19 protein-coding genes and 1 tRNA gene are annotated in these 23,828 nt (G+C 69.8%); 10 read left to right on the top strand and 10 right to left on the bottom strand.

Features of this window, described 5'->3' with window-relative positions:
- The first annotated feature begins 17 nt into the window (after positions 1 to 17).
- Both flgA and flgH read left to right on the top strand, forming a co-directional pair.
- Positions 18 to 1,103 (top strand): flagellar basal body P-ring formation chaperone FlgA, encoded by a 1,086-nt coding sequence (flgA, locus tag J2X36_RS14645; RefSeq protein ID WP_310350920.1) that lies wholly within the window; start codon positions 18 to 20, stop codon positions 1,101 to 1,103.
- A 29-nt stretch (positions 1,104 to 1,132) separates the two neighbouring features.
- Entirely contained in the window at positions 1,133 to 1,879 is a 747-nt protein-coding gene (gene flgH / locus J2X36_RS14640; protein ID WP_132255037.1) for a flagellar basal body L-ring protein FlgH, read from the top strand.
- 8 nt (positions 1,880 to 1,887) lie between these two features.
- Here the strand turns inward: flgH and J2X36_RS14635 are convergent, their stop codons facing one another.
- The 3 genes from J2X36_RS14635 to J2X36_RS14625 form a co-directional block, all read right to left on the bottom strand.
- Positions 1,888 to 2,064 (bottom strand): hypothetical protein, encoded by a 177-nt coding sequence (locus J2X36_RS14635; protein WP_165937898.1) that lies wholly within the window; start codon positions 2,062 to 2,064, stop codon positions 1,888 to 1,890.
- A gap of 194 nt (positions 2,065 to 2,258) precedes the next feature.
- Positions 2,259 to 2,678, bottom strand: a complete 420-nt coding sequence (gene dksA, locus J2X36_RS14630; protein ID WP_132255038.1) for an RNA polymerase-binding protein DksA — start codon at positions 2,676 to 2,678, stop codon at positions 2,259 to 2,261.
- Between the two features lie 245 nt (positions 2,679 to 2,923).
- Positions 2,924 to 3,349 carry a flagellar assembly protein FliX gene (locus J2X36_RS14625; protein ID WP_132255039.1) on the bottom strand — a complete coding sequence of 142 codons (426 nt, stop codon included), beginning with the start codon at positions 3,347 to 3,349 and terminating at the stop codon, positions 2,924 to 2,926.
- 247 nt (positions 3,350 to 3,596) lie between these two features.
- Here J2X36_RS14625 and J2X36_RS14620 point away from each other — a divergent pair, with 247 nt between their 5' ends.
- Genes J2X36_RS14620 through J2X36_RS14610 form a run of 3 tightly spaced genes read left to right on the top strand, consistent with a single transcriptional unit; the run spans position 3,597 to position 5,583 of the window.
- Complete coding sequence (locus J2X36_RS14620; protein ID WP_132255040.1) at positions 3,597 to 4,712, top strand: flagellar basal body P-ring protein FlgI; 1,116 nt, start codon at positions 3,597 to 3,599, stop codon at positions 4,710 to 4,712.
- Between the two features lie 39 nt (positions 4,713 to 4,751).
- Positions 4,752 to 5,114: a rod-binding protein gene (locus J2X36_RS14615; protein ID WP_310350899.1), complete on the top strand. Its 363-nt coding sequence runs from the start codon at positions 4,752 to 4,754 to the stop codon at positions 5,112 to 5,114.
- Positions 5,104 to 5,583 carry a hypothetical protein gene (locus tag J2X36_RS14610; protein WP_310350895.1) on the top strand — a complete coding sequence of 160 codons (480 nt, stop codon included), beginning with the start codon at positions 5,104 to 5,106 and terminating at the stop codon, positions 5,581 to 5,583. Before J2X36_RS14615 ends, J2X36_RS14610 begins: the two co-directional genes overlap by 11 nt.
- 37 nt (positions 5,584 to 5,620) lie before the next feature.
- Here J2X36_RS14610 and J2X36_RS14605 read toward each other — a convergent pair whose 3' ends face one another.
- The 5 genes from J2X36_RS14605 to J2X36_RS14585 all read right to left on the bottom strand — a co-directional run bounded on the left by J2X36_RS14605 (position 5,621) and on the right by J2X36_RS14585 (position 11,546).
- A complete protein-coding gene (locus tag J2X36_RS14605) occupies positions 5,621 to 5,941 on the bottom strand; it encodes a porin (protein ID WP_310350893.1) in 321 nt (106 codons plus the stop codon).
- A gap of 47 nt (positions 5,942 to 5,988) precedes the next feature.
- The gene (locus tag J2X36_RS14600) at positions 5,989 to 6,252 is read right to left on the bottom strand and encodes a hypothetical protein (RefSeq protein ID WP_310350891.1); all 264 of its coding nucleotides are present in this window, start codon (positions 6,250 to 6,252) and stop codon (positions 5,989 to 5,991) included.
- A gap of 159 nt (positions 6,253 to 6,411) precedes the next feature.
- Positions 6,412 to 8,223 carry a hypothetical protein gene (locus J2X36_RS14595; protein ID WP_310350888.1) on the bottom strand — a complete coding sequence of 604 codons (1,812 nt, stop codon included), beginning with the start codon at positions 8,221 to 8,223 and terminating at the stop codon, positions 6,412 to 6,414.
- 8 nt (positions 8,224 to 8,231) lie between these two features.
- The gene (flgK, locus tag J2X36_RS14590) at positions 8,232 to 10,106 is read right to left on the bottom strand and encodes a flagellar hook-associated protein FlgK (protein ID WP_310350885.1); all 1,875 of its coding nucleotides are present in this window, start codon (positions 10,104 to 10,106) and stop codon (positions 8,232 to 8,234) included.
- Positions 10,107 to 10,154: 48 nt separating this feature from the next.
- Positions 10,155 to 11,546: a flagellar hook protein FlgE gene (locus tag J2X36_RS14585; RefSeq protein ID WP_132255047.1), complete on the bottom strand. Its 1,392-nt coding sequence runs from the start codon at positions 11,544 to 11,546 to the stop codon at positions 10,155 to 10,157.
- A 257-nt stretch (positions 11,547 to 11,803) separates the two neighbouring features.
- On the opposite strand from J2X36_RS14585, the gene J2X36_RS14580 reads away from it, so the two are divergent.
- Positions 11,804 to 12,271 (top strand): BLUF domain-containing protein, encoded by a 468-nt coding sequence (locus J2X36_RS14580; RefSeq protein ID WP_132255048.1) that lies wholly within the window; start codon positions 11,804 to 11,806, stop codon positions 12,269 to 12,271.
- A gap of 32 nt (positions 12,272 to 12,303) precedes the next feature.
- The gene (locus J2X36_RS14575; RefSeq protein ID WP_132255049.1) at positions 12,304 to 12,756 is read left to right on the top strand and encodes a response regulator; all 453 of its coding nucleotides are present in this window, start codon (positions 12,304 to 12,306) and stop codon (positions 12,754 to 12,756) included.
- Between the two features lie 4 nt (positions 12,757 to 12,760).
- Here J2X36_RS14575 and J2X36_RS14570 read toward each other — a convergent pair whose 3' ends face one another.
- Positions 12,761 to 14,395: a peptide chain release factor 3 gene (locus tag J2X36_RS14570; RefSeq protein ID WP_132255050.1), complete on the bottom strand. Its 1,635-nt coding sequence runs from the start codon at positions 14,393 to 14,395 to the stop codon at positions 12,761 to 12,763.
- 144 nt (positions 14,396 to 14,539) lie between these two features.
- On the bottom strand, positions 14,540 to 15,283 hold the full coding sequence (locus J2X36_RS14565) for an SDR family oxidoreductase (protein WP_165937899.1): 744 nt from the start codon (positions 15,281 to 15,283) through the stop codon (positions 14,540 to 14,542).
- 95 nt (positions 15,284 to 15,378) lie between these two features.
- Between J2X36_RS14565 and J2X36_RS14560 the strand changes: the two genes are divergently transcribed.
- The 3 genes from J2X36_RS14560 to J2X36_RS14550 all read left to right on the top strand — a co-directional run bounded on the left by J2X36_RS14560 (position 15,379) and on the right by J2X36_RS14550 (position 23,687).
- Positions 15,379 to 15,453, top strand: a tRNA-Gln gene (locus tag J2X36_RS14560).
- Between the two features lie 360 nt (positions 15,454 to 15,813).
- On the top strand, positions 15,814 to 21,627 hold the full coding sequence (locus J2X36_RS14555; protein WP_310350872.1) for a HAMP domain-containing protein: 5,814 nt from the start codon (positions 15,814 to 15,816) through the stop codon (positions 21,625 to 21,627).
- Positions 21,627 to 23,687, top strand: coding sequence for a response regulator (locus J2X36_RS14550; RefSeq protein ID WP_310350871.1), 2,061 nt, complete (start codon positions 21,627 to 21,629; stop codon positions 23,685 to 23,687). Before J2X36_RS14555 ends, J2X36_RS14550 begins: the two co-directional genes overlap by 1 nt.
- Positions 23,688 to 23,828: the final 141 nt, after the last annotated feature.

Below are 23,828 nucleotides of genomic sequence, written 5' to 3'. Positions count from 1 at the left end.
CAGGACGCCTGAGCGCGATGACCGTGTTCCCCGAATCCCTCGCTTCCGACCCGACCGACGCGATCCCGCCGCTCGAGGAGCGGCCGCCGCTCTGCGCCGCCCGCCTCACCGTCGGGGTGCTGGGGCGCCTCACAGGCATGCTGCTGACGCTGCTCGCGATCGGCTATTTCACCCTGCCGGCCTTCGCGGCGGAGACGCTGCGCCTGCGCGGCGACGTCACCGCCCGCGGCGACGTGCTGAGCCTCGGCGACCTCGTCGAGGGGGCCGGCACCGAGATGGCCGGCAAGCCCCTGTTCCGCGCGCCGGCCCTGGGCGCCACCGGGACGATCCAGACCCGCCGCATCCTCGATGCGGTCGCGGGCCTCGGGCTCGGCCCGGTCGAGACCGGCGGCCGGGTGCAGGTCGCGATTCAGCGGGCGGCGCGCCGGGTCGGGGCGCCGGAGATCGAGGCCGCCCTGAAGCGGACCCTGGAGAGCGGCCACGGGCTCGATCCGCGCGTGATCAGCATCCGCCTCGACGGCGAGGCGCCGGTGCTGCTCGCCCCCGTCGACCTGAACGGGGCCGCGACCGCCCTCGACGTGGTCTACGAGCCCCGCTCGCGCCGGGTGACGGGCCTGATCAGCCTCGGCGAGCGGCAGGCTTCCCTGCGCGTGTCCGGCCTCGTCGTCGAGATGCGCGAGGTCGCCATCCTCGCCCGCGCGATCAGGAACGGGGAGCCGGTCACCGCCGCCGACGTGACGCTGGAGCGCCGCCCGCGCGAGAGCACGCCCGTCGACGCCCAGGCGAACCTCGCCGCCATCGCCGGCGAGGTCGCCCAGCGCGCGCTCGGCGCCGGCACCCTCCTGCGCGTCGGCGACACCGCGCCGCCCGAACTCGTCGCCCGCGGCGAGGCGGTCTCCATCGTCTACGAGACGCCGGGCGTGAGCCTGACGATGCGGGGACAGGCGAACGAGGCCGGCCGCCTCGGCGCGACCGTCACCGTCCTCAACGTCGCCTCGAAGAAAGTCCTCCAGGCCGTGGTCGTCGGGCCCGCCCGCGTCTCGGTCGGCCCCGCCGCCCCGCAGCGCCAGGCGAGCGCGGCCCTGCCCGCCCCGATCCGCTGAGCGACCCCTCTCCACGAGTGAAGCGTCCGATGCCCTGCCTCAACCGCCCGATCGCCCTCGCCGCCCTCGTCGCCCTCACGGGCGGCCTCGGCGCCTGCAACACGGCCGACCGCCTGTCCCAGGTCGGCGAGCGGCCCGCCCTGTCGGCGATCGAGGATCCGACCGCCCAGGCCGGCTACAAGCCGGTGCGGCTGCCGATGCCTGAGCTCCAGCCCGTCTCCTACGCGCCGAACTCGCTCTGGCGCACGGGCTCGCGGGCCTTCTTCAAGGATCAGCGCGCGGCGCGGATCGGCGACCTCGTCACGGTGAAGGTCAACGTCACCGACAAGGCGAACCTGAACAACGAGACGAAGCGCTCGCGCTCGAACACCGAGGGCTTCGGCCTACCGAACGCCTTCGGCCTGGAGAACGACGCGAAGGCGGCCGGCATCGCCGCGGACAAGCTCGTCAACGCCACGTCCACCAGCGCCAGCGACGGCGCCGGCTCCGTCCAGCGGGCCGAGCAGGTGACGACGAATATCGCGGCCATCGTCACGCAGGTCCTGCCGAACGGAAACCTCGTGGTCGAGGGCAAGCAGGAGATCCGCGTGAACTTCGAGGTCCGCGAGCTGATCGTGGCGGGCGTGGTGCGGCCGGAGGACATCGAGTCGGACAACACGATCGACTCGGCCAAGATCGCCCAGGCCCGGATCGCCTATGGCGGCCGCGGCCAGATCTCGGATGTCCAGCAGCCGCGCTACGGCCAGCAGATCGTCGATATCCTGCTGCCCTTCTGAGCGCCCTCTCAGTGCTCCGTGCCGGGCCTGTTCGGGCGCGGCGCGGCACCGTGCTGCTCGGTGAAGGCGGAGCGCTGCGGGTCCTTCTTCGACGCCGCCACCCGCGCGCGCTGCCACAGCGCGACACCGATGACGATCGCGAGTGTCGCCACGGCGAGCACGATGATCAGCAGGTTGTTGTCCATCTCGACGTCCTCAGTGGAGGTTTCTGCGTCGAAAATGGACGGCTGAGCGCAAAGTTCCGGCGCTCTATTTCCGAGACTTTGATCCTGAACCGAAGAGTTGCACCGCAACTAGGATCAAAAACTCAGCGATACTGTCCACCCGGCTCGCCTCGGCGGCAGCCGCGCGGAGGCGTGGGCGGGCTATGTAAGACCGCTCAATCGTCGCGATAGACCCGCTCGCGCCGCTCGTGCCGCTCCTGAGCCTCCAGGGACAGGGTGGCAATCGGCCGCGCGTCGAGGCGCTTCAGCGAGATCGGCTCGCCCGTCTCCTCGCAATAGCCGTAGGAGCCGTCCTCGAGGCGGGCGAGCGCCGCGTCGATCTTGCCGGTCAGCTTGCGCTGCCGGTCCCGGGCGCGCAGCTCGATCGCCCGGTCGGTCTCCGAGGAGGCGCGGTCGGCGAGATCGGGATGGTTCTCGTTCTCGCTCTGGAGCGCGACCAGGGTGTCCTGCGCCTCGCGCAGGATATCGTTCTTCCAGCCGAGCAGCTTGCGCCGGAAGTACTCGCGCTGCCGCTCGTTCATGAAGGGCTCGTCGTCGGTCGGAACGTAGCCGTCCTCGAGCGTCACCTTCGCCATCGTCGCCCTCACACTTCCCGTATAGTCGGTCCGCAACGATAATTTTCGAGCCGTATAGTCGAGGTCCCCCGCCGCTACAACGGATGCCGACCCTTCCGCGGCATCGGAGGCGTGGATGCCGTGCACAATGCGGCAATCACGTCACGGTGAGAGGTTTCCGCACGAGGGGCTCAAGACCAGTCTCGGGGCGCCTCGGCCATCGGGCTAACCTTTGTTAAGGATCGGATCATCCAGTCTCGTGCGCCTCAGGCGGTCGCCGGCCGAGCGAGCTTGGCGAGCTCGACCGCCGCCCGGAGCTCGATCTCCGCCATCAGGCCGTCGAGTCGCGGGTCTCCGCTCGGGCCGGTCCGGTCCGCCAAGCGTCGGGCGACGACCTGCAATTCGTGCGCCGGCACGCGGCCCATAAGGATCGCGACCTTCAGCCGGTCGAGCCCGTCGAGGAGGTCGTGGCCGCGGCGCGCCAGACGGCGGCGGCGCTCGGAGGGAGGCTCGTCCCCGGCCTGCAGCATCAGGACGGCGTCGAGGCCGGCCAGCGTCGCGGCGGCCGCCGGAGCCTGCGCCGTGCCCGGCTCGGCCGCGCCGCCGAGGCTGAAGGCGCGGCCGCCCTCGCTCCGCCGACCCGCCGCGACGGAGGCCGGCCCCTGTGCGGCAAGGCGGGTGTCGACGCGCATGAGGTGAGCTCAATCCCGGGTTCTTCGGGCGCGGCGGCGCCTGAGGCGGAACACTCGTGCCGGGTTGGTTAACCGTCGGTAAACGACCCGGCAGAAGCTGCCGGCCCGGCAGGAGGCGCCGATGCGCAGGCGGCCTCGCGCGCCGGGGCTCCGAAAGAAATCTCGTTTCTTGTCAGAGTCTTACGCAAATCCCGGCTCTGGCATGGTCCTGGCAGGACGAGGAGCAGCTGCTCCCGCGATGCCCGGCATGACCCGCACCCTGAAGACGATCTGGCTCCTGGCGCTCGGCGCCCTCATCACCTGGACCGGGCCGGCCCTCGCCCTGTCGCGGGTGAAGGACCTCGCCTCGATCGAGGGCGTGCGCCAGAACCAGCTCGTCGGCTACGGCATCGTCGTCGGCCTCAACGGCACCGGCGACACGCTCAACAACATCCCCTTCACCAAGCAATCCCTGCAGGCGATGCTGGAGCGGCTCGGCGTGAACACCCGCGGCGCCACCATGCGCACGCAGAACCTCGCCGCCGTGATGGTGACGGCGAGCCTGCCGCCCTTCGCCGCGCAGGGGACCCGCATCGACGTGACCGTCTCCTCCCTCGGCGACGCCAAGTCGCTCCAGGGCGGCACCCTCCTCGTGACGCCGCTCCTCGGCGCGGACGGCGAGGTCTATGCCCTGGCGCAGGGGTCGGTGGCGATCGCCGGCTTCGCGGCCGAGGGCGAGGCCGCCAAGATCACCCGCGGCGTGCCGACGAACGGGCGCATCTCGAACGGCGCCAACATCGAGCGCGAGATCGCGTTCCGGCTGAACGACGCGCGCTCCCTGCGCCTCTCGCTGCGCAACCCCGATTTCACGACCTCGAAGCGGATCGCGGCCGCGATCAACGACTTCATGGGCGCGGACACGGCCGAGCCGACGGACCCCGCCACCGTCACCATCCAGATCCCGCCGCGCTACCAGGGCAACATGATCCGCCTCGTGACCGAGGTGGAGCAGCTCAAGGTGGAGCCCGACCAGACCGCCAAGGTCGTCGTGGACGAGCGCTCGGGCATCATCGTGATGGGCCGCGACGTGCGCGTTTCCACAGTGGCGATCGCGCAGGGAAACCTCACCGTCACGATCACCGAGCAGCCGCAGGTCAGCCAGCCGAACCCGCTCTCGAACGGCGAGACCGTCGTGGTGCCCCGCAGCGCCGTGAAGGTCGATACCGGCGACGGCAACAAGCTCGCCCTCGTGAAGGAGGGCGTGACGCTGCGCGAACTCGTCGACGGGCTCAACGCCCTCGGCGTCGGCCCGCGCGACCTCATCTCGATCCTGCAGGCCATCAAGGCCGCGGGCGCCCTCCAGGCCGACATCGACCTGATGTGATGGCCCCCTCCTCTCCCCTTCCCTCCGCGAGGTGAAACGATGCTCCCGCTCGCAACCTTCGCCGCCACGGCGGCCATCGGAGTCGGCAAGTCGATCGCCGGCTCCATCGCCGCGGCGGCCTCGAAGCCCGACGCCTCGGCCGCGACCGAGGCCGCCAAGACCAAGGCCCGCAAGACCGCGACCGAGTTCGAGTCGATGTTCCTCGAGCAATCCCTCGACCGCCTGACCCAGTCGGAGGGCACGGACGGGCCGCTCGGCGAGAACGGCACCGGCGGCGGCGTCTACCGCTCGATGCTCACCAAGGAATACGCCACGCAGGTCGTGAAATCGGGCGGCGTCGGCATCGCCGATCAGGTCTATCGCGAGATGATGCGTCTGCAGGAGGGCAACCGTGGCGCCTGATCGGGGAGCTCCGCTCCGCATCGCCGATCGCGCCGGGGCCGAGACCCTCGTCGCCGAGGTGATGGGGATCATGCAGGCCCTGGAGACCGTCCTCGGCGAGGAGAGTGCCCATGTGCGGGCCGGCCGCCTGCGCGAGGGGATCGGCCTCTCGGAGCGCAAGAGCGCGCTCGCGGCCGCGTATTTCCAGGGTGCCGAATCGGCGAAGCTGAACGCGGTCGCGCTCGCCCGCTTCGCGCCCCAGGGCGTCGAGAGCCTGAAGGCCGCCCATCGCCGCTTCGCGCAGGTCGTCGAGGCCAACCAGACGGTGCTGGCGACGGCCAAGACCGTGTCGGAGGGGCTCATCAAGTCGCTCGCCGACGAGATCGGCCGCGCCCGTGCGCCGAGCGTCTACGGCTCCCCGTCCACGAGCCCCTCCCCCTACGGGAGCGGCACGCGCAGCGGCCCGCTGGTCCTCTCGCGCAGCCTGTGACCCGGCCTCCGGCCGGTGGCCCGGCCGCCCTGCCGGATCAGGGCCGGCCGTGCCCCATGCGCACGAAGGCGCGCACCGGCCCGTACTCGGACTCGCTGCGGGTGTCGATCGCGAAGCGGCCCGCGGCCGAGGGCGCGACGCGGGCGCCCGCGCCGGTCCGCGCGTCGATTCCGGCGCCGACCCGGCCCGACAGGCGGAAGCAGGTCCGCGCGCCCTTCGCCCGGAAGAAGCCGGCGCCCTGCTCCGGGCAGGCCACGAGCCCGTCCGGCGCCTGGGCGCGGGCAAGGTCGCGCGCCGCGGCCTCGCTCCCGGCCCAGCATCCGGCCGCGATCAGGACAGCCACGACACGCCCCGTCATCCCTCGCCCTTCCCGCTGAGCCGAGCCACTCCCACCGACGCCCGCGCTCAGGACGGGCGGCGGGCGAGGTCGCGGTGGAGATCGTCGATATGGCCCTCGACCACGTCGAGGAAGGCGTCGAGTTCGGGAGCGCGAAGCCGGAGGCGCGCGAGGTCGCGCAGGAGGATGTCGAGCGCGACGACCTTGTCGGCGCGGTCGTGAAAATTCGAGACGTAGGCGTCCACGGCGGCCTCGGCCTGCAGGATCGCGCCGGACGGTGCCTCGCCGGCGAACCGGTTCAGGGCGCGTATCGACTGAGCAAGCTGTTCCATGACCGTCTCCCGCTGTTCCCGCGACGCCCTTTCCCCACCGTGAGCGACCTGCAGACGCCCTCAAGACGGCGACAATGTGGTCGCCTCGCGGATGGCGGCACGGTCCGGCACCCCGGCCCGGGCCGGGATTGCCTCACGACGGCGTGCGGGAGGACGGGATCAGAGGTAGTTCACGAGCGACAGCTTCGAGATCATCGAGGTGACCTGGTAGCTCGCCTGCAGGCGGTTCTGCACGGCGAGCAGCTTGGCCGCCACATCCTCCATCGACGCGCTCTCGACGCCCTCGAGGGAATCCTGGAGCGTCGCCCGGGTCGTGCGGTTGGTGTCCGCCGCGCTCGTCAGCGTGGCCGAGGCGAGGCTGTAATCGCTCGCGATCTCGGGCAGGCCGGGCGACGTCTTGGCGTTCGTGAGGATCTGGGACGTGCGGGAGGCGAGCGCCTGGAAGCGGTCGTTCGTCACGGCGCCGGCGGGATCGGCGAGGATCTCGACGGCGAGCGCCGCCATGCCCGCCAGCGCCTCCTGGAAGGCCGGCTCGTTCGCCCGCCCGCCGACCGACAGATCGCGGTTGGCGCCGATCCGCACGCTCGCCGTGTCGCGCGCCGCACCGCCCGAATCCTCGCCCTGGTACCAGATCACGGTCTTGTTCTGCGGCGACTGGCCGTAGACCGGGTTGCCGGCGCCGTCCGTCGTGATGCGCCGGGGCTCGAAGCCGGCGACCGGCGAGCCGGCGAAGAAATCCTTCGCCGCGCGAGTGGTCGAGCTCGCCGAGAGCGGGCCCGCGGCGGCGTTCTGCAGCGCCGTATTCAGGGAGGTGTTCAGGTTCTGCGCGGTCGCCGTCGCGTCGGCGCCGATCACGAATTCGCCCGGCGTGCCCGTCGCGGGCGGCGCCTTGGCGGTCAGGGATACCGTCGTCGTGGTCCCGTCGTGAAGCTTGAGGCTGACCGTGACCGTGTCGCCGGGGTTCGGCTGGGCCGTCACCGCGATGCCGTAGGCCCCGGGCGAGCCGCCGCCGAAGCTCGCCGTGAGCGCGGGCGTGGCCGCGCTCTGGAAGCTCGCCACCTCCCCGTTCGGCCCGGCGAGCGCCTGCAGGGCGGTGCTCGCCGCGGCGGCGCTGCCGAAGAGCCCGAAACTATCCGTCGAGCCGGCCGGGACGGGGTCGCGGACGGTGAGGTCGAGGGTCTTCTGGCTGCCGTCGGCGAGGTTGACGACGACGCGGAAGCTCTCGCCGACCTGCGGGGCGCGGTTCAGCGTGGCCTGCGTCGGCGCGGCGGTCGAGGTCGGCGTCACCGAGATCGCGGTGCCGGTCGCGACCGGGGCCTTGGCGAAGCGGAAGCCGAAATTGGCGCGGCTCTCGCCGGTCGTGTCGGCGGGGTCCTCGCTGAGGGTGAGCGTCGTGCCGGTCGCCGTCAGCTTGAGGCGGCCGGTCTTGTCGGGCGCGCCGAGATCGGCCGCCTTCTGCTCCTGGACGAGGGTTGTCAGGCCGGCGAGCCCGTTCGCCGGATCGCCCTTCAGGATCACGTCGCTCGAGAGGACGGGCGGGGCGTCGGTGATCCGGCCGCCGAAGAGATACTGGCCGGCCGATTGCTGGTTCAGGGCGTCGAGGGCGCCGTCGAGGCTGGTGCGGGCGAGCTGCGCGTTCGTGGTGGCGCTCGCCGCGCCCAGGATGTTGTTGCTCAGGCCGGTGGTGAGGGTCGTCGAGAGCTTGATGACCTGGCTGACGCTCGCGCTCGCGAGCGCGACGCGCGTCTTCGCGCTGTCGATGGCCGCGTCGTAGCCGTCGAGGGCGCTCAGGGTGGCGTGCGCGCCGAGGCTCGTCACCCGGCCGGAGCCGAGGCCGCCATAGGTCTCCGCGGTGCGACCCGTCGAGAGCTGCGTCGAGAGCGTGTCGAGCTGGCTCTTCAGGTTGAGGATGCCCTGCGTGTTGCGGTTCGTGACGTAGCTGCCGGCCGCGAAGGAGGAGATCGTCGTCATGGCTGCCCTCAGATCCGCAGGAGGGTGTCGAGCATGTCGCGGGCGGCCGTGAGCACGCGGGCATTGGCGGTGTAGGCGGTCTGCAACTCGATCAGGCGCGACATCTCCTCGTCGATGTTCACGCCCGCGCTCGACGAGAAGCGCCCCTGCGCCGTCGCCAGCGCCACGCCCTGGCCCTCGTCGAGGTTCCGGGCGTTGACCGAGGCCGCGCCCTGCGCCGCGATGATGTCCTGCGTGAATCCGACCACGCTGGCGCTGTGCGGCGCGTCGATGCCGCCGATCCCGCTCGCCGCCGAGAAGGTCTGCTTGGCGCTCGTCAGGGCGTCGTAGAGGAAGAGCGGCCGCATCGTGTCGGGGGAGGTGCTGGTGGCGCTCCCCGCGAAGAGGCTCGCCGTGTTGTTGGCGACCGCCGGGTTCACCGCGAGGCGCTGCGCGAGGCCGGTGAGCTGCGATCCGGCATCGAAGGAGCCCGTGACGAGGCTGCTCGTCCCGTCGACGAAGAGAGGGATGTAGGGGAATCCGGAGCTCACGTCGCTCGCCGAGGCGGGCTTCGTGATCCCCGCGCTCGCCGACGCGACCTGCCACGTGCCGGGGCTCTCGAAGCGCACCCTCCCGCCCGAGACGCCGGTGGCGGTGATGTCGAGGGCCGGGCTGACGCGGCCGGAGAGCGCGCTGAGCGCCGTCTGAAGGGAGGCGCCGTAGGTCGACGGCCCGCCCGAGATGTCGAAGGTCTGCACGAGGGCCGTCGGGTCGGCCGTCTGGGCCGGGTCGACGTTCGGCGTCCCGACGCCGGACGCGATCAGGATGACGTTGCGCACCACGCCGTTCTGCTGGATCGGCACCGTGACCGTGTTGCCCGGCTTGATCCCGGTGAGGTCGAGATCCGCCTGGGCGGGCGTCACCCCGGCGCTCGCGGTCGCGGAGACCGTCTGGTCGGTGAGCGCGCGGGCGAGCCCGCCTGCGAGGTCGTCGAGCTGGCGCTGGGCCTGCGGCAGGATCGTGTCGCGCAGCTCGAACTCGGCGGCGAGGGTGCCGGAGCGCAGGGTGCCCGGCTCGCCGAGATCGATCACCGCGCCGCCCGGCGTCGTGGCCGTGATCGTGCCGACGCCCCGCTTGCTCGGATCGCTCGCGTAGGCGGCCTTCGCGTCGAGCGTGCCGCGCCCGTCGAAGGTCAGCGTCGCGGAAAGGCCACGGTCCACGAGGGTGACGCCGGAGGTCGTGAGCACGCTCACCGTCCCGTCCCGCTGCGCCACGGTCTTCACGTCGAAGTAGCTGGAGAGCTGCGTGATCTGCTGGTCGCGCTGGTCGAGGATCGCGGCGCGGGTCGCGTCGTCCGAGGTGCTCGTGGCCTTGATGTTGAGGTCGGCGATCGAGGAGAGGAGGTCGCTGGCCGCGCGCGTCTCGGTCCCGAGCCGGCTCTCGACGCCGCTGCGCAGCTCCTGGACGCTGTTGGCGATGCTGCCGATCTGGCCCGCGAGCGTCGCGGCCGTCTGCACCACGGTGGTGCGGGCGGCGGTGGAGTTGGTGTTGGCGGCGAGCGTCTGCAGCGCCTGCGTGAAGGTGTTGAGGATGCCGTCCAGCGCCGTCGAGGATCCGGGCGTGCCGTAGAGCTTGTCCATCTGCGAGATCACGTCGGCCTTGACCGAGGTGTAGGCGGCGCCCGCCGTCTCGAGGCGGAGCTGCTTCAGCGCCGCCTCGTCGAAGGTGCGCGCCACCGTGCCGACCGCGACGCCGTTGTTGCCCGCCCCCATCGAGACGGGCGTGAGCGTGCGGCGGACATAGCCCGCCGTGCCGGCATTGGCGACGTTCTGCGAGACGATGCCGATCGCCGCCTGCATGGCCTGCAGGCCGGCGGTCGCGGTGCCGAGGGCGTTCACCGACATGTCACACCTCCCGGCCGGGCGCGCTCAGGGCTTCGCGGCACGCCACCGTCAGCGGATCACGTTGAGCAGATCGGACATCATCTGCTGCGCGGTCGACATGACGCGCGTGTTCGCAGAGTAGGCTTGCTGGGTTACGATCATCTTAGAGAATTCACCCGCAATATCGGTGTTCGACTGCTCGACGTTGCCGCCGACCACGGTCGAACCCTGCAGGCCGGTCAGCGGCACGCCGGAATCGATCGTCTGCAGGTAGTTCCCCTCCGAATCGGGCTTCAGGCCGTCCGGGTTGACGAAGCGGACGAGGCCGACCGTCGCGATGGGCAGGGCCGAGCCGTTCGAGTAATTGCCGACGATCTTGCCGTCGGCCGTCACCGCGACGCTGTTGAGGTCGCCCTTGGTGTAGCCGTTCTGCGAGAGCGTGTTGGTGCTCGTCTTGCCGGTCGCGTCCGAGTACTCGGTCAACCCGTTCTTGCCGATGTTCACGACCACGTTGCCGAGGCTCGTGTTGTCGACGGTCAGGTTCGCGATCGTCACCTTGGCGGGCATGGTCGAGACCGCCTGGCCCGCGAGATCGAAGCCGAAGCCGGTGCCCGCATTGGTCCAGGCGGTGCTGGCGCCCGTGCCGCTGCTCGTGTTCGCGTAGTAGAGGTTCCAGACCGCGGGCTGCGCGGCCGTGGCATCGGTGAGCTTCGCCCAGCGGGTCGTCAGGGAGAGCGGGGCGCCGCTCTCGGTGTAGACCGTGAGCGAGGGGCCGGCGATGCTGTTCGAGATGAAGTCCGGCGCGTTCGCGGCCGGGATCTGGAGGCCGTCGGTGCGCGAGCCGTCCGTCGCCATCACGACCGGGGCGGGCGTGATGCTGGCGGGCGGGGTGTAGAGAGCGGAGCCGGTGGTCGGCGAGTTCGCGGTGATCGGCGTCTTCGGCAGGTTGGCCGTGTAGGTCACCTCCGTGGTCGGCCGGGCGGGGAGCGTCGCGTTCGAGACCTTGACCGGGCCGGTCGTCGTCACCTGCCCCGTCACCGGGTCGAGATTCTCGCCCTGGAGGTAGCCGCCGGCGCCGTTGACGAGGTAGCCGTCCTTGTCGACCGTGAAGTCGCCGCGCCGCGTGTAGAGGCTCGTGCCGGCAAAGCTCGGCTGGCCGTTGGCGTCGCCGACCTTCTTCTGCACCACGAAGAAGCCGTCGCCGTTGATCGCCATGTTGGTGCTGACGTTGGTGGCGGTGATGTTGCCCTGGAGCGTGTTCGTGAGCTGCGCCTGGGCGAGCACGGTCCCCGCCACCTCGTGCTTCGGGGTCTGCTCGGCGATGAGGTCCACGAAGCTCGTGTCGATGCGCTTGTAGCCCGTCGTCTGCGAGTTCGCGATGTTCCCAGAGATGTTGCCGATGGCGTAGGACTGCGCCTTCAGTCCGGTGACCGCCGTCTGCAGCGCGGTGAAGATATCCATGGCTTGGTGTTCCGGCCTGAACGCGATGGGCGCCGCGACAAGGAGCGGCCCGCAATCCCAGGCCCCGCAACCGGCGTGCCAGCCCTAACCCCTTGAAAACACGAGGCTCAGGGCTCGGCACCGGCAAAAACGCCGGGGCGCCGCTTCCGCCCCCCGGCAGCTTTTGCCGGGTTTGCCGCAGGGCGCCGCGCGCGTTTACGCACCGTTATTTCCGGGCCGACTAAGATGCTCCCGATCGACGGCGGACAAATGCAGTTATGCGCGCGAAGCGGACGAGCCTCGTCCATCTCATCTATTTCTCCCGTCTGAACCTGTCCTCGGACCCGCAGCTGCGCGCGAGCCAGCTCGGCGACATCACGCGACAGGCCCAGAAGAAGAACGAGTTCGCCGTGATCACGAGCTTCCTGATCATCGAGCAGAACTTCGCGGCCCAGGTGATCGAGGGCGAGCGCATGTCCATCCAGGAGACCTTCAACCGGATCGCCGAGGACCAGCGGCACCGCGACGTGCAGATCTGCGAGTGGCGCGAGATCGCCAAGCGCGAATTCGTGCATTCTTTCAAGACGGGCATCCGCAATTCCGCGACGGAGACCCTGTTCAACAAGGCCAGCCTGCTGCCGCAGCTCCAGCGCGGCACGCCGAAGGCGGGCGTGATCCACAGCCTCGCGATCGGCCTTCAGGCCGACGCCATGTCCAAGCAGGGCATCGACCACCTCTTCATCTGACGCCGACGCCCGGACACGAGCCGACACACGCCATGAGCGACACGCCCCCGATCCTCGTCGTCGACGACCAGGAAAAGCTCCTGAAGCTCGTCATCATGCTGATGAACCGCCTCGGCTTCCCCGAGGTCGAGGGCGTCACGAGCGGCCCGGACGCGCTGGCGCTGATGCGCGAGCGCCGCTTCGCGCTCGTGATCTCGGATCTCGACATGGAGCCGATGGACGGGATCGCGCTGCTGCGCGAGATCCGTGGCGACGACGCCCTGATGAACACGCCCTTCATCCTGACCGAGTCGTCGTTCGACTTCGAGGACATCAACGTCGCCCATCAGGCGGGGGCGGACGCCTTCATCCTCAAGCCGTTCGACATGTCGGTCCTGAAGAGCAAGCTGAAGCAGGTGCTCAACCGCAAGCCGCGCCGCCGCGAGGCGCCGCTCGCGACGGAATCGACGCTGAGCGTCGACTTCCCCATGCTCGGCAAGTTCTGAGGGCTCACGCCGCCCGCTTCTGGTAGTCCTTCACGTCCGTGAAGCGGATCTTCTCCCAGCGCTCCTCCTCGTAGCGCAGCGAGAAGGCGGTCGTGGCCATGAAGACCGGCGCCCCGTCGAGGTCGCTCGCCATCGAGGAGCCGTGCGCGCCGATGAACCGGTCGAGCTCCGCCTCGGTGTCGGAGGCGATCCAGCGGCAGACCGTGAAGCGCGTGGCGTCGTAATCGACCGGCAGGCCGTACTCCGCCTGGAGGCGCTCCTTCAGCACGTCGAGCTGCAGCGCGCCGACGACGCCGACGATAGCCTGCGCGCCGTCATGCGGCAGGAAGACCTGCACGACGCCCTCCTCGCCCATCTGCTGCAGGGCCTCGCGCAGCTTCTTCGCCTTCATGGCGTCGGTGAGCTTCACGCGGCGCAGGATCTCGGGCGCGAAGCTCGGCACCCCGCGGAAGAGCAGGTCCTCGCCCTCGGTGAGCGTGTCGCCGATGCGCAGGGTGCCGTGGTTGGGGATGCCGACGACGTCGCCCGCGAACGCCTCGTCGGCGATGGCGCGGTCCTGCGCGAAGAAGAATTGCGGCGCCGAGAGCGAGATCGGCTTGCCCGTGCGCACGAGCCGCGCCTTCATGCCCCGGTTCAGCTTCCCCGAGCAGACCCGCATGAAGGCGATCCGGTCCCGGTGGTTCGGGTCCATGTTCGCCTGGATCTTGAAGACGAAGCCGGTCATGCGCGCCTCGGTCGGCTCGACGAGGCGCTTGTCGGCGTCCTGGCCCCGCGGGGGCGGCGCGAAGCGGGCGAGCCCGTCGATGAGGTCGCGCACGCCGAAATTGCGCAGCGCCGAGCCGAAGAAGACGGGCGTGAGATGCCCCTCGCGGAAGGCCGCGAGGTCGAAGGCCTTGAGGCCGCCCTCGGCGAGCTCCGCCTCCTCGCGCCAGCCGGCCGCCTCGCCCTGTTCCGTCAGGAGCTGGTCGAAGAGCGGGTCGTCGAGGCCCGACACGGGCACCATCCCGGCATCGTCCGCGGCGTCGAGGCGGCGCACCCGGTTCGAGCCGAGCTCGTAGGTGCCCGCGAAGCTGCGGCCGCGGCCGATCGGCCAGGTCACGGGCGCCACGTCGAGGGCGAGCGTCTTCTCGATCTCGTCGAGGAGGTCGAACGGGTCGCGCGCCTCGCGGTCGAGCTTGTTCACGAAGGTGACGATCGGGATGTCGCGCAGGCGGCAGACCTCGAAGAGCTTGCGCGTGCGCGCCTCGATGCCCTTGGCCGCATCGATCACCATCACGGCCGAATCGACCGCCGTCAGCGTCCGGTAGGTGTCCTCCGAGAAATCCTCGTGGCCCGGCGTGTCGAGCAGGTTGAAGACGCAATCGCCGTACTCGAAGGTCATCACCGAGGTGACGACCGAGATGCCGCGCTCCTTCTCGATGCCCATCCAATCGGAGCGGGTCGAGACGCGGTTGCGCTTGGCCTTCACCTCGCCGGCGAGCTGGATGGCGCCCCCGAAGAGCAGCAGCTTCTCGGTGAGCGTGGTCTTGCCCGCATCCGGGTGCGAGATGATCGCGAAGGTGCGGCGGCGCGCCACCGGGTCGGCGGGAGCCTTGGGCTCCGCCTTGGCGTCGCTCGGGTTCTGCGTCTGCATCAGCATGGCGGACAAAGGCTCTCGCGCCCCGCGCGGGGCGTTCGTCTTCTCGGGCCGAGGGGGATCGAGACCTCGCGCGCCCCGCCGAGGCCGGGCGCCGACAGGCGCTATGTATGGGCATCGCGCCCGATTGGCAAAGGCGCCGCGCCCTCAGCCGCGACCGATATAGGGCATCTTGGTCGCGACGACCGTCATGAACTGGACGTTCGCCGAGAGCGGCAGCCCCGCCATGTAGACGACGGCGTCGGCCACGTGCGCCGCGTCCATCACGGGCTCGGGCCGCATCGAGCCGTCCGCCTGCCGGGCCCCGTCCGCGAAGGCCCGCGTCATGTCCGTCTCGGCGTTGCCGACGTCGATCTGGCCGCAGGCGATGTCGAAGGGCCGCCCGTCGAGGGAGGTGGCGCGGGTGAGGCCGGTGATGGCGTGCTTGGTGGCCGCGTAGGGCGCCGAGTTCGGCCGGGGCACCTGCGCGGCGATCGACCCGTTGTTGATGATGCGGCCGCCGCGCGGGTCCTGTGCCTTCATCATCCGGAAGGCCGCGCGCGTGCAGAGGAAGGCGCCGGTGAGGTTGGTGTCGACGCTCGCCCGCCAATCCTCCAGGCTCACCGCGTCGACGCTGACCGCCGGGGTGAACACGCCCGCATTGTTGAACAGGACGTCGAGCCGCCCGAAGGCCCGCCCCGTCTCCGCGAAGAGACGGTCCACGGAATCGGGGTCGGTCACGTCCGTCTCCACGGGCAGCGCGTCGGCGCCGATCTCGCCCGCGAGGCTCCGCAGCGGCTCCGCCCGCCGCCCGGCCAGCGCCAGCGCGTAGCCGGCCCGTCCGAGGCCGAGCGCCACCGCCCGGCCGATGCCGGACCCCGCCCCCGTCACGATCGCGACCTTCCTGCCCATCGTCTCTCTCCCGCCACGCGTTCTCCCGCCACGCGTTCCCGCGCGCAACCCTGTTGCCTCGGGAAGCGCCGCCGTCTAGACAGCGCTGGCCTCGGTGGGGCGTCGCCAAGTGGTAAGGCAGCGGTTTTTGGTACCGCCATTCCCAGGTTCGAATCCTGGCGCCCCAGCCAATCTCCCCGTCGTCTCGCCGCCCCTCAGCCGGCAGCCTCGCGCAACGCTCCGCGCCGACGGAACTCGACCCATCGATATCCGCGGCCCCGCATCGCCGCCAATACGCAGGCGCCCCGGCCCGGAACGGGCGCGGGTGGCATCGAATACGCTCGCCGCTGCACAGGGACCGTAGCAGAGACGTAACGACAACTATCGGTTGAGCTTGCGCAGCGTGCTACACGTACGTACCAGCAGGGGGTTCCGCAGCTCCGGCAGGGCCGACGATACGCTTCTCCCGCCGCGTTGGATGCCCGACCCGCGGAGAGCCTCGCTCAGACCCCTGCCAGCGCCGCGGACCCTCGTCGTCCGTAGGTGTGCCCATGTCGCCGTTGCCCTCGCAGCTCGAGCCGAAGCTTCTCCTGAAGAGCCTGAGGGCCTTCCGAAAAGGGGATTTCTCGGTCCGTCTGCCGCTGGATCTCACCGGAATCGACGGCGAGATCGCCGAGGCGTTCAACGACATCGTCGAGTTGAACCAGGGCCTCGCCCGCGAGCTCGACCGCGTGGCGCGGACGGTCGGCAAGGACGGGCGGATCGGCGAGCGGGGCAAGCTCCCCGCCGCGACCGGCGGCTGGGTCGAGTGCGTCGATTCGGTCAACTCGATGATCGGCGACCTCGTCCAGCCGACCACCGAGGTCGCGCGCGTGATCGGCGCGGTCGCCAAGGGCGATCTCGGCCAGACCATGCAGATCGAGATCGAGGGCCGCCCGCTGCGGGGCGAGTTCCTGCGGATCGGCAAGGTGGTCAACACCATGGTCGATCAGCTCAATTCCTTCGCCTCCGAGGTGACCCGCGTCGCCCGCGAGGTGGGCTCCGAGGGCAAGCTCGGCGGGCAGGCCGAGGTGAAGGGCGTCGGCGGCACCTGGAAGGACCTCACCGACAACGTGAACCTGATGGCGGCCAACCTCACGGGGCAGGTCCGCAACATCGCCGAGGTCACGACGGCGGTGGCCAACGGCGACCTCTCGAAGAAGATCACCGTCGACGTGAAGGGCGAGATCCTCGACCTCAAATCAACCTTCAACACGATGGTCGATCAGCTCAACTCCTTCGCCTCCGAGGTGACCCGCGTCGCCAAGGAAGTGGGCACGGAAGGAAAGCTCGGCGGTCAGGCCCAGGTGAAGGGCGTCGGCGGCGTCTGGAAAGACCTCACCGACAACGTGAACATGATGGCGGAGAACCTCACGGGTCAGGTCCGCAACATCGCCGAGGTGACGACGGCGGTGGCGCGCGGCGACCTCTCGAAGAAGATCACCGTCGACGTGAAGGGCGAGATCCTGGCCCTGAAGCTCACCATCAACACGATGGTGGACCAGCTCAACTCCTTCGCCTCCGAGGTGACCCGCGTCGCCCGCGAGGTCGGCACGGAAGGAAAGCTCGGCGGTCAGGCCCAGGTCGAGGGCGTCGGCGGCACCTGGAAGGACCTCACCGACAACGTGAACATGATGGCGGCCAACCTCACGGGTCAGGTCCGCAACATCGCCGACGTGACCACCGCGGTGGCGAACGGCGATCTCTCGAAGAAGATCACTGTCGACGTGAAGGGCGAGATCCTCGAACTCAAGAACACCATCAACACGATGGTGGACCAGCTGAACTCCTTCGCCTCCGAGGTGACGCGCGTGGCCCGCGAGGTGGGCTCGGAGGGCAAGCTCGGCGGTCAGGCGCAGGTGAAGGGGGTAGCCGGAACCTGGGCCGACCTCACCGACAACGTGAACCTGATGGCGGCGAACCTCACAGGGCAGGTCCGCAACATCGCCGACGTGACCACGGCTGTGGCCAACGGCGATCTCTCGAAGAAGATCACCGTCGACGTGAAGGGCGAGATCCTCGAACTCAAGAACACCATCAACACGATGGTGGACCAGCTGAACTCCTTCGCCTCGGAAGTGACCCGCGTCGCCAAGGAGGTGGGCTCGGAGGGCAAGCTCGGCGGTCAGGCGCGGGTGGAGGGGGTGGCCGGAACCTGGGCCGACCTCACCAACAACGTGAACCTGATGGCGGCGAACCTCACAGGCCAGGTCCGCAACATCGCCGACGTGACCACCGCCGTGGCGAACGGCGACCTGTCGAAGAAGATCACCGTCGATGTGCGGGGCGAGATCCTGGAGCTGAAATCGACCATCAACACCATGGTCGATCAGCTGAATTCCTTCGCCTCCGAGGTGACGCGCGTCGCCCGCGAGGTGGGCACGGAAGGAAAGCTCGGCGGTCAGGCCGAGGTGAAGGGCGTCGGCGGCGTCTGGAAGGGGCTGACCGACAACGTGAACATGATGGCGGCCAACCTCACCGGTCAGGTCCGCAACATCGCCGAGGTCACGACGGCGGTGGCGAACGGCGATCTGTCCAAGAAGATCACCGTGGCCGTCGAGGGCGAGATCCTGGAGCTGAAATCGACCATCAACACCATGGTCGATCAGCTGAATTCGTTCGCGTCCGAGGTGACGCGCGTCGCCCGCGAGGTGGGCATCGAGGGCAAGCTCGGCGGTCAGGCCCAGGTGCGCGGCGTCGGCGGCACGTGGAAGGACCTCACCGACAACGTGAACATGATGGCGGCCAACCTCACGGGACAGGTCCGCAACATCGCCGAGGTCACGACGGCGGTCGCCAACGGCGACCTGTCGAAGAAGATCACCGTCGACGTGCGCGGCGAGATCCTGGAGCTGAAATCGACCATCAACACCATGGTGGATCAGCTGAATTCGTTCGCCTCCGAGGTGACGCGCGTCGCCCGCGAGGTGGGCACGGAAGGAAAGCTCGGCGGCCAGGCCCAGGTGAAGGGCGTCGGCGGCACGTGGAAGGACCTCACCGACAACGTGAACATGATGGCGGCGAACCTCACGGGGCAGGTGCGCGGCATCGCCAGCGTCGTGACGGCGGTCGCCCAGGGCGACCTCAAGCGCAAGCTCTCGGTCGACGCCAAGGGCGAGATCGCGGCCCTCGCCAACACCGTCAACGAGATGATCGAGACGCTGGCCACCTTCGCCGATCAGGTGACGAACGTCGCCCGCGAGGTGGGCGTCGAGGGCAAGCTCGGCGGCCAGGCGCGGGTGCCGGGCGCCGCCGGCCTCTGGCGCGACCTCACCGACAACGTGAACCAGCTCGCGGCGAACCTCACCACGCAGGTGCGCGCCATCGCTGAGGTGGCCACCGCCGTGACGAAGGGCGACCTCGCCCGGTCCATCGCGGTCGAGGCCTCCGGCGAGGTCGCGGCGCTGAAGGACAACATCAACGAGATGATCCGCAACCTGCGGGACACGACGCTGAAGAACGCCGAGCAGGATTGGCTGAAGACCAACCTCGCCAAGTTCACCCGCATGCTGCAGGGCGAGCGCGACCTCGCCACCGTCTCGAACATGATCCTGTCCGAGATCGCGCCCCTGGTCAGCGCCCAGCGCGGGGTCTTCTACATGGTCGAGGACGATGCCGGCGACCCGGTGCTCGACCTCGTGGCGAGCTACGCCTTCACCGAGCGCAAGAATCTCTCGAACCGCTACCGGATGCGCCAGGGCCTCGTCGGGCAATGCGCCCACGAGAAGAAGCGGATCCTGCTCACCAACGTGCCGGGCGACTACATCACGATCGGCTCGGCGCTGGGCGAGGCCGCCCCGCTGAACATCATCGTGCTGCCGGTGCTCTTCGAGCAGGAGGTCCGGGCCGTGATCGAGCTCGCCTCCTTCAACCGGTTCAGCGAGACGCACCAATCCTTCCTCGACCAGCTCACCGAATCGATCGGCATCGTGCTGAACACGATCGCGGCGAACATGCGCACCGAAGGGCTCCTGAAGCAGTCGCAGCTCCTGACGGGCGAATTGCAGAGCCGGCAGGAGGAACTGAAGAAGACCAACGACCGCCTCGAATTGCAGGCCGCATCGCTGCAGCAATCCGAGGACCTGCTGAAGAACCAGCGCGAGCGGCTCCAGCTCACGAACGAGGAACTGGAGGAGAAGGCGCGCCTCCTCGAGATCCAGAAGCGGGAGGTCGAGGGCAAGAACCGCGAAGTCTCCGTCGCCAAGACGGCGCTGGAGGAGAAGGCCGAGCAGCTGACGCTGACCTCGCGCTACAAGTCGCAGTTCCTTGCCAACATGAGCCACGAGCTGCGCACGCCGCTCAACAGCCTCCTGATCCTCTCGAAGCTCCTGTCCGAGAACCGGGACGGCAACCTCACCGACAAGCAGCGGGAATTCGCCAAGACCATCAACGCGGCCGGGACCGACCTGCTGTCGCTGATCAACGACATCCTCGACCTCTCGAAGATCGAGTCGGGCACAGTGTCGCTCGAGGTCGGCGACCTCGCGCTGCAGGACCTCGTCGACCACCTCAACCGAACCTTCCGGCAACTCGCCGAGGAGCGCCGCCTCGCCTTCGAGATCGAGGTGGCGCCGGGCCTGCCGCGGAGCCTGCGGACGGATGCGAAGCGCCTGCAGCAGGTCCTGCGCAACCTCCTCTCGAACGCTTTCAAGTTCACCGAGAAGGGCACCGTCTCCCTGCGGATCGGCACCGCGGAAGGGACCCCGCTCCGCGGCGGGAGCCAGTGGCTCGCCCTGTCCGTCACGGATACCGGTATCGGCATCGCCGAGGACAAGCAGCGCATCATCTTCGAGGCGTTCCAGCAGGCCGACGGCACCACGAGCCGGAAATACGGCGGCACGGGCCTCGGCCTCGCCATCAGCCGCGAGATCGCGCGCCTGCTCGGGGGCGAGATCGTGCTGGAGAGCCGGCTCGGAACGGGGAGCACCTTCACGTTGTTCCTGCCGTTCGAGCCGCCGGCGACCGCGGTTCTGGGCCGTCCCCTCGACGGCGCCGAAACCGCCGGCCCGCTCCCGACGCTCGGCCGGACGCCCAACGCGGCGATGGCGCTCTCGGCCTCGGCCGACGACCGCCACGCCATCCACGCGGGAGATCACATCGTGCTGATCGTCGAGGACGACGCGATGTTCGCCTCGGTGCTTCTGGAACTCGCGCGCGAGCGGGGCTTCAAGGGCCTGATCGCGCAGGACGGCGCCGGCGCGCTGAGCCTCGCGCACCGGTTCAAGCCGCACGCCATCACCCTCGATATCGGGCTGCCGGATATGGATGGCTGGGCGCTGCTCGACCTCCTCAAGAACGACGGCCGGACCCGGCACATCCCGATCCACGTCATCTCGGTCAACGACGAGAAGAAGCGCGGGCTGCGGGCCGGGGCGTTCGGGTTCCTGGAGAAGCCGGTCGACCGGGAGGGGCTCCTGCGCGCCCTGGAGCGCTCGAAGGACTTCATCACCCGCCCCGTCCGCACCCTCCTCCTCGTGGAGGACGACGAGAACCAGCGCGCCAGCATCACCGCGCTGCTCGGCGAGGAGGACGTGAAGATCTTCGCCGTGGGCACGGCCGCGGCCGCCCTGGAGGCGCTCGCCGGCGGCCGCTTCGACTGCGCGATCATCGATCTCGGCCTGCCCGATCTCGGCGGCTCCGAGCTGATCGAGCAGATCCGCGCCACGGCCGAGGGCGAGGAGTTGCCGATCATCGTCTATACGGGCCGCGAGCTCACGCCCGCGGAGGAGCAGCAGCTCAAGCAGACCGCCTCGACCATCATCCTCAAGGACACGGGCTCCTCGGAACGGCTGCTCGACGAGACCGCCCTGTTCCTCCACCGGGCGATCGGCCACATCCCGGTCGAGGACCAGATCGTCGTCGCGCACACGGAATCGACCCCGCTCCGCGGCTGCCGGGTCATCCTCGTCGACGACGACCTGCGCAACATCTTCTCCCTGACCAGCGCGCTGGAGCAGCACGGGCTGGAGGTTCTGTTCGCCGAGAACGGCCAGGACGGCATCGCCCTGCTCAAGGCCAACCCCAACGTCGACGCGATGCTGATCGACATCATGATGCCGGGGATGGACGGCTACGAGACCATGCAGGAGATCCGGGCCGAGCCCCGCTTCCGCAGCCTGCCCCTCATCGCCGTCACCGCCAAGGCCATGAAGGGGGACCGCGAGAAGTGCCTGGAGGCGGGGGCCTCCGACTACGTGTCGAAGCCGATCGACATGGATCAGCTCCTCGCCGTGCTGCGGGTCCAGCTGGAGCGGCGCGGCGAGGCCCTGAACGGGTCGGCCGCCCTCGCCGATAGTGCCGCAACGTCAGCCCGGCAGCAGCCGTGATGGAACGCCCGGATCCTCTCAGACCCGGCGCGGACGCGCCCGCTCCTTCGGCCGCGCTCGCGGACGAGGCGCCGGGCGGCGCCAAGATCCTGATCGTCGACGACGACCCGCGCAATCTGCTGGCCGCCTCGGAGGTGCTGGCCGATCCCGGGATCGAGATCGTGCTCGCGGATTCCCCCGAGGAAGCCCTGCGCCGGACCCTGCGCGAGGATTTCGCGGTCATCCTCCTCGACGTGCAGATGCCGCGCATGGACGGCTACGAGGTGGCCGCGCTGATCCGCAGCCGCCCCCGGACCTCCCGCGTCCCGATTCTGTTCCTGACGGCGCACAACAAGGAGGACATGCACATCTTCCGCGGCTACTCGGCCGGCGCGGTGGATTACGTCTTCAAGCCGATCCAGCCGCTGATCCTGAAATCCAAGGTCGATGTCTTCGTCGATCTCTACCGCAAGACCGAGGAGATCCGGCTGAAGGCCGCTGCCGAGAAGCAGCTCCTCCTGGAGAACCTGCGGGTCCGCGGCGAGAAGCTCGAGGCCGAGCAGGCCCTGCGGCGGCGCGAGGAGCATCAGGCCGCCGTGCTGCGCGGCCTCCCCATCGCCCTCTACACGGCCGACCTCGACGGGACGGGCCGGCGCCTGCGCTTCACCAACGACAGCATCGAGCGGATCACCGGCTTCTCGCGGGACGCCTTCGCGGAGCCGGGCCTGTGGGAATCCCGCCTCGACCCTGAGGACCGGGCGCGCGTGTTCGAGACGCTGAGCACCGTCCCCGAGGCCGGCGCGGCGACGCTCGAATATCGCTGGCGCAACGCCGACGGCGAGGAGCGGCACATCCTCGACCAGATCGTGATCAACCGCGGCGAGGACGGTGGGACGGCCGAGCTCTTCGGGATGTGGTTCGACGTCACCGAGCGAAAGGAGATGGAACTCAGCCTGCAGCACGCCTCGAAGCTCGAGGCGGTCGGCCGCCTGACGGGCGGCATCGCGCACGACTTCAACAACATGCTGAGCATCATCATCGGCAATCTCGACCTGCTGAAGGGGTCGCTGCCGGACGACGAGCGGGCGCGCCGCCGGGTCGAGAGCGCGATCGAGGGGGCGCAACGCTGCGCGGAGCTGACGAGCCGCCTCCTCGCCTTCTCGCGCCGCTCGCCCCTGCAGCCCTCGGCACTCGATTTCGGCACCTTCCTGCCGGGGCTGATCAAGCTCCTGGAGCGCACGCTGGGCGAGCGCATCACCGTCGCCTTCTCCCTCGACGAGGGGCTCCCCGAGGTCTGCGTCGACCACGCGCAGCTCGAGGCGGCGATCATCAACCTCGCGGTCAACGCCCGCGACGCGATGCCGGAGGGTGGCGCCCTCAGCATCGGCGCGCGGCGCCGGGCCGAGGCCGCGCCGGACGGGGCGCCGGGCAGCGTGGAGATCTCGGTGGCCGATACCGGCACGGGCATGCCGCCCTCGGTCCTCGCCCGCGTGTTCGAGCCGTTCTTCACCACGAAGGAGGTCGGCAAGGGGACGGGGCTCGGCCTCAGCATGGTCTACGGCTTCGTCCAGCAGAGCGGCGGCAGCATCGCGGTCGAGAGCGTGGTCGGAGAGGGTACGCGCTTCGTCATCACCCTGCCGGCGCTCGCGCGTCCTCCCGCCGATCCGACGGGGGCGGACCCGGGCGAGGCGCCCTGCGCCATCGACGGCGCCGGGCGCGCCGTCCTCGTCGTCGAGGACGACGCCGATGTCCGCGGCACGGTGGTCTCGACGCTCGAATCCCTCGCCTTCAAGGTTCTGAGCGCGCATGACGGCAACGAGGCCCTGCGCATCCTCGAGCACGAGCCCGACGTCGCGCTCGTCTTCAGCGACGTGAACATGCCGGGCGCCATCACCGGGATCGACCTCGGGCACCGGATCCGGGAGCAATGGCCGACGATGCCGATCCTGCTCGCCTCCGGATACCTGCGCGAGGACCAGGACACGAACGGCTTCGAGCTGCTGCAGAAGCCCTACCGCGCCTCGGACCTGATCCACTCGCTGCAGGATCTGCTGAACGGCGAGGCCGGGCCAAACGCCTGACGGCCAGGTGTCCCGGCCTCGATCCCGGCTTGATCGCGATCTACGTGGGCGGGGCTCGAGACGAGATCGCGGTCCAGGCCGGTGATCACCCGGAACGGCAAGCCCCGGACCGATCGTCGGATCGGCCCGGGGCTTGCGTCC

This window comes from Methylobacterium sp. BE186 (assembly GCF_031457035.1).
Classification (GTDB): Bacteria; Pseudomonadota; Alphaproteobacteria; order Rhizobiales; family Beijerinckiaceae; genus Methylobacterium; species Methylobacterium segetis.
This window is presented reverse-complemented; position numbering and strand designations above follow the sequence as displayed.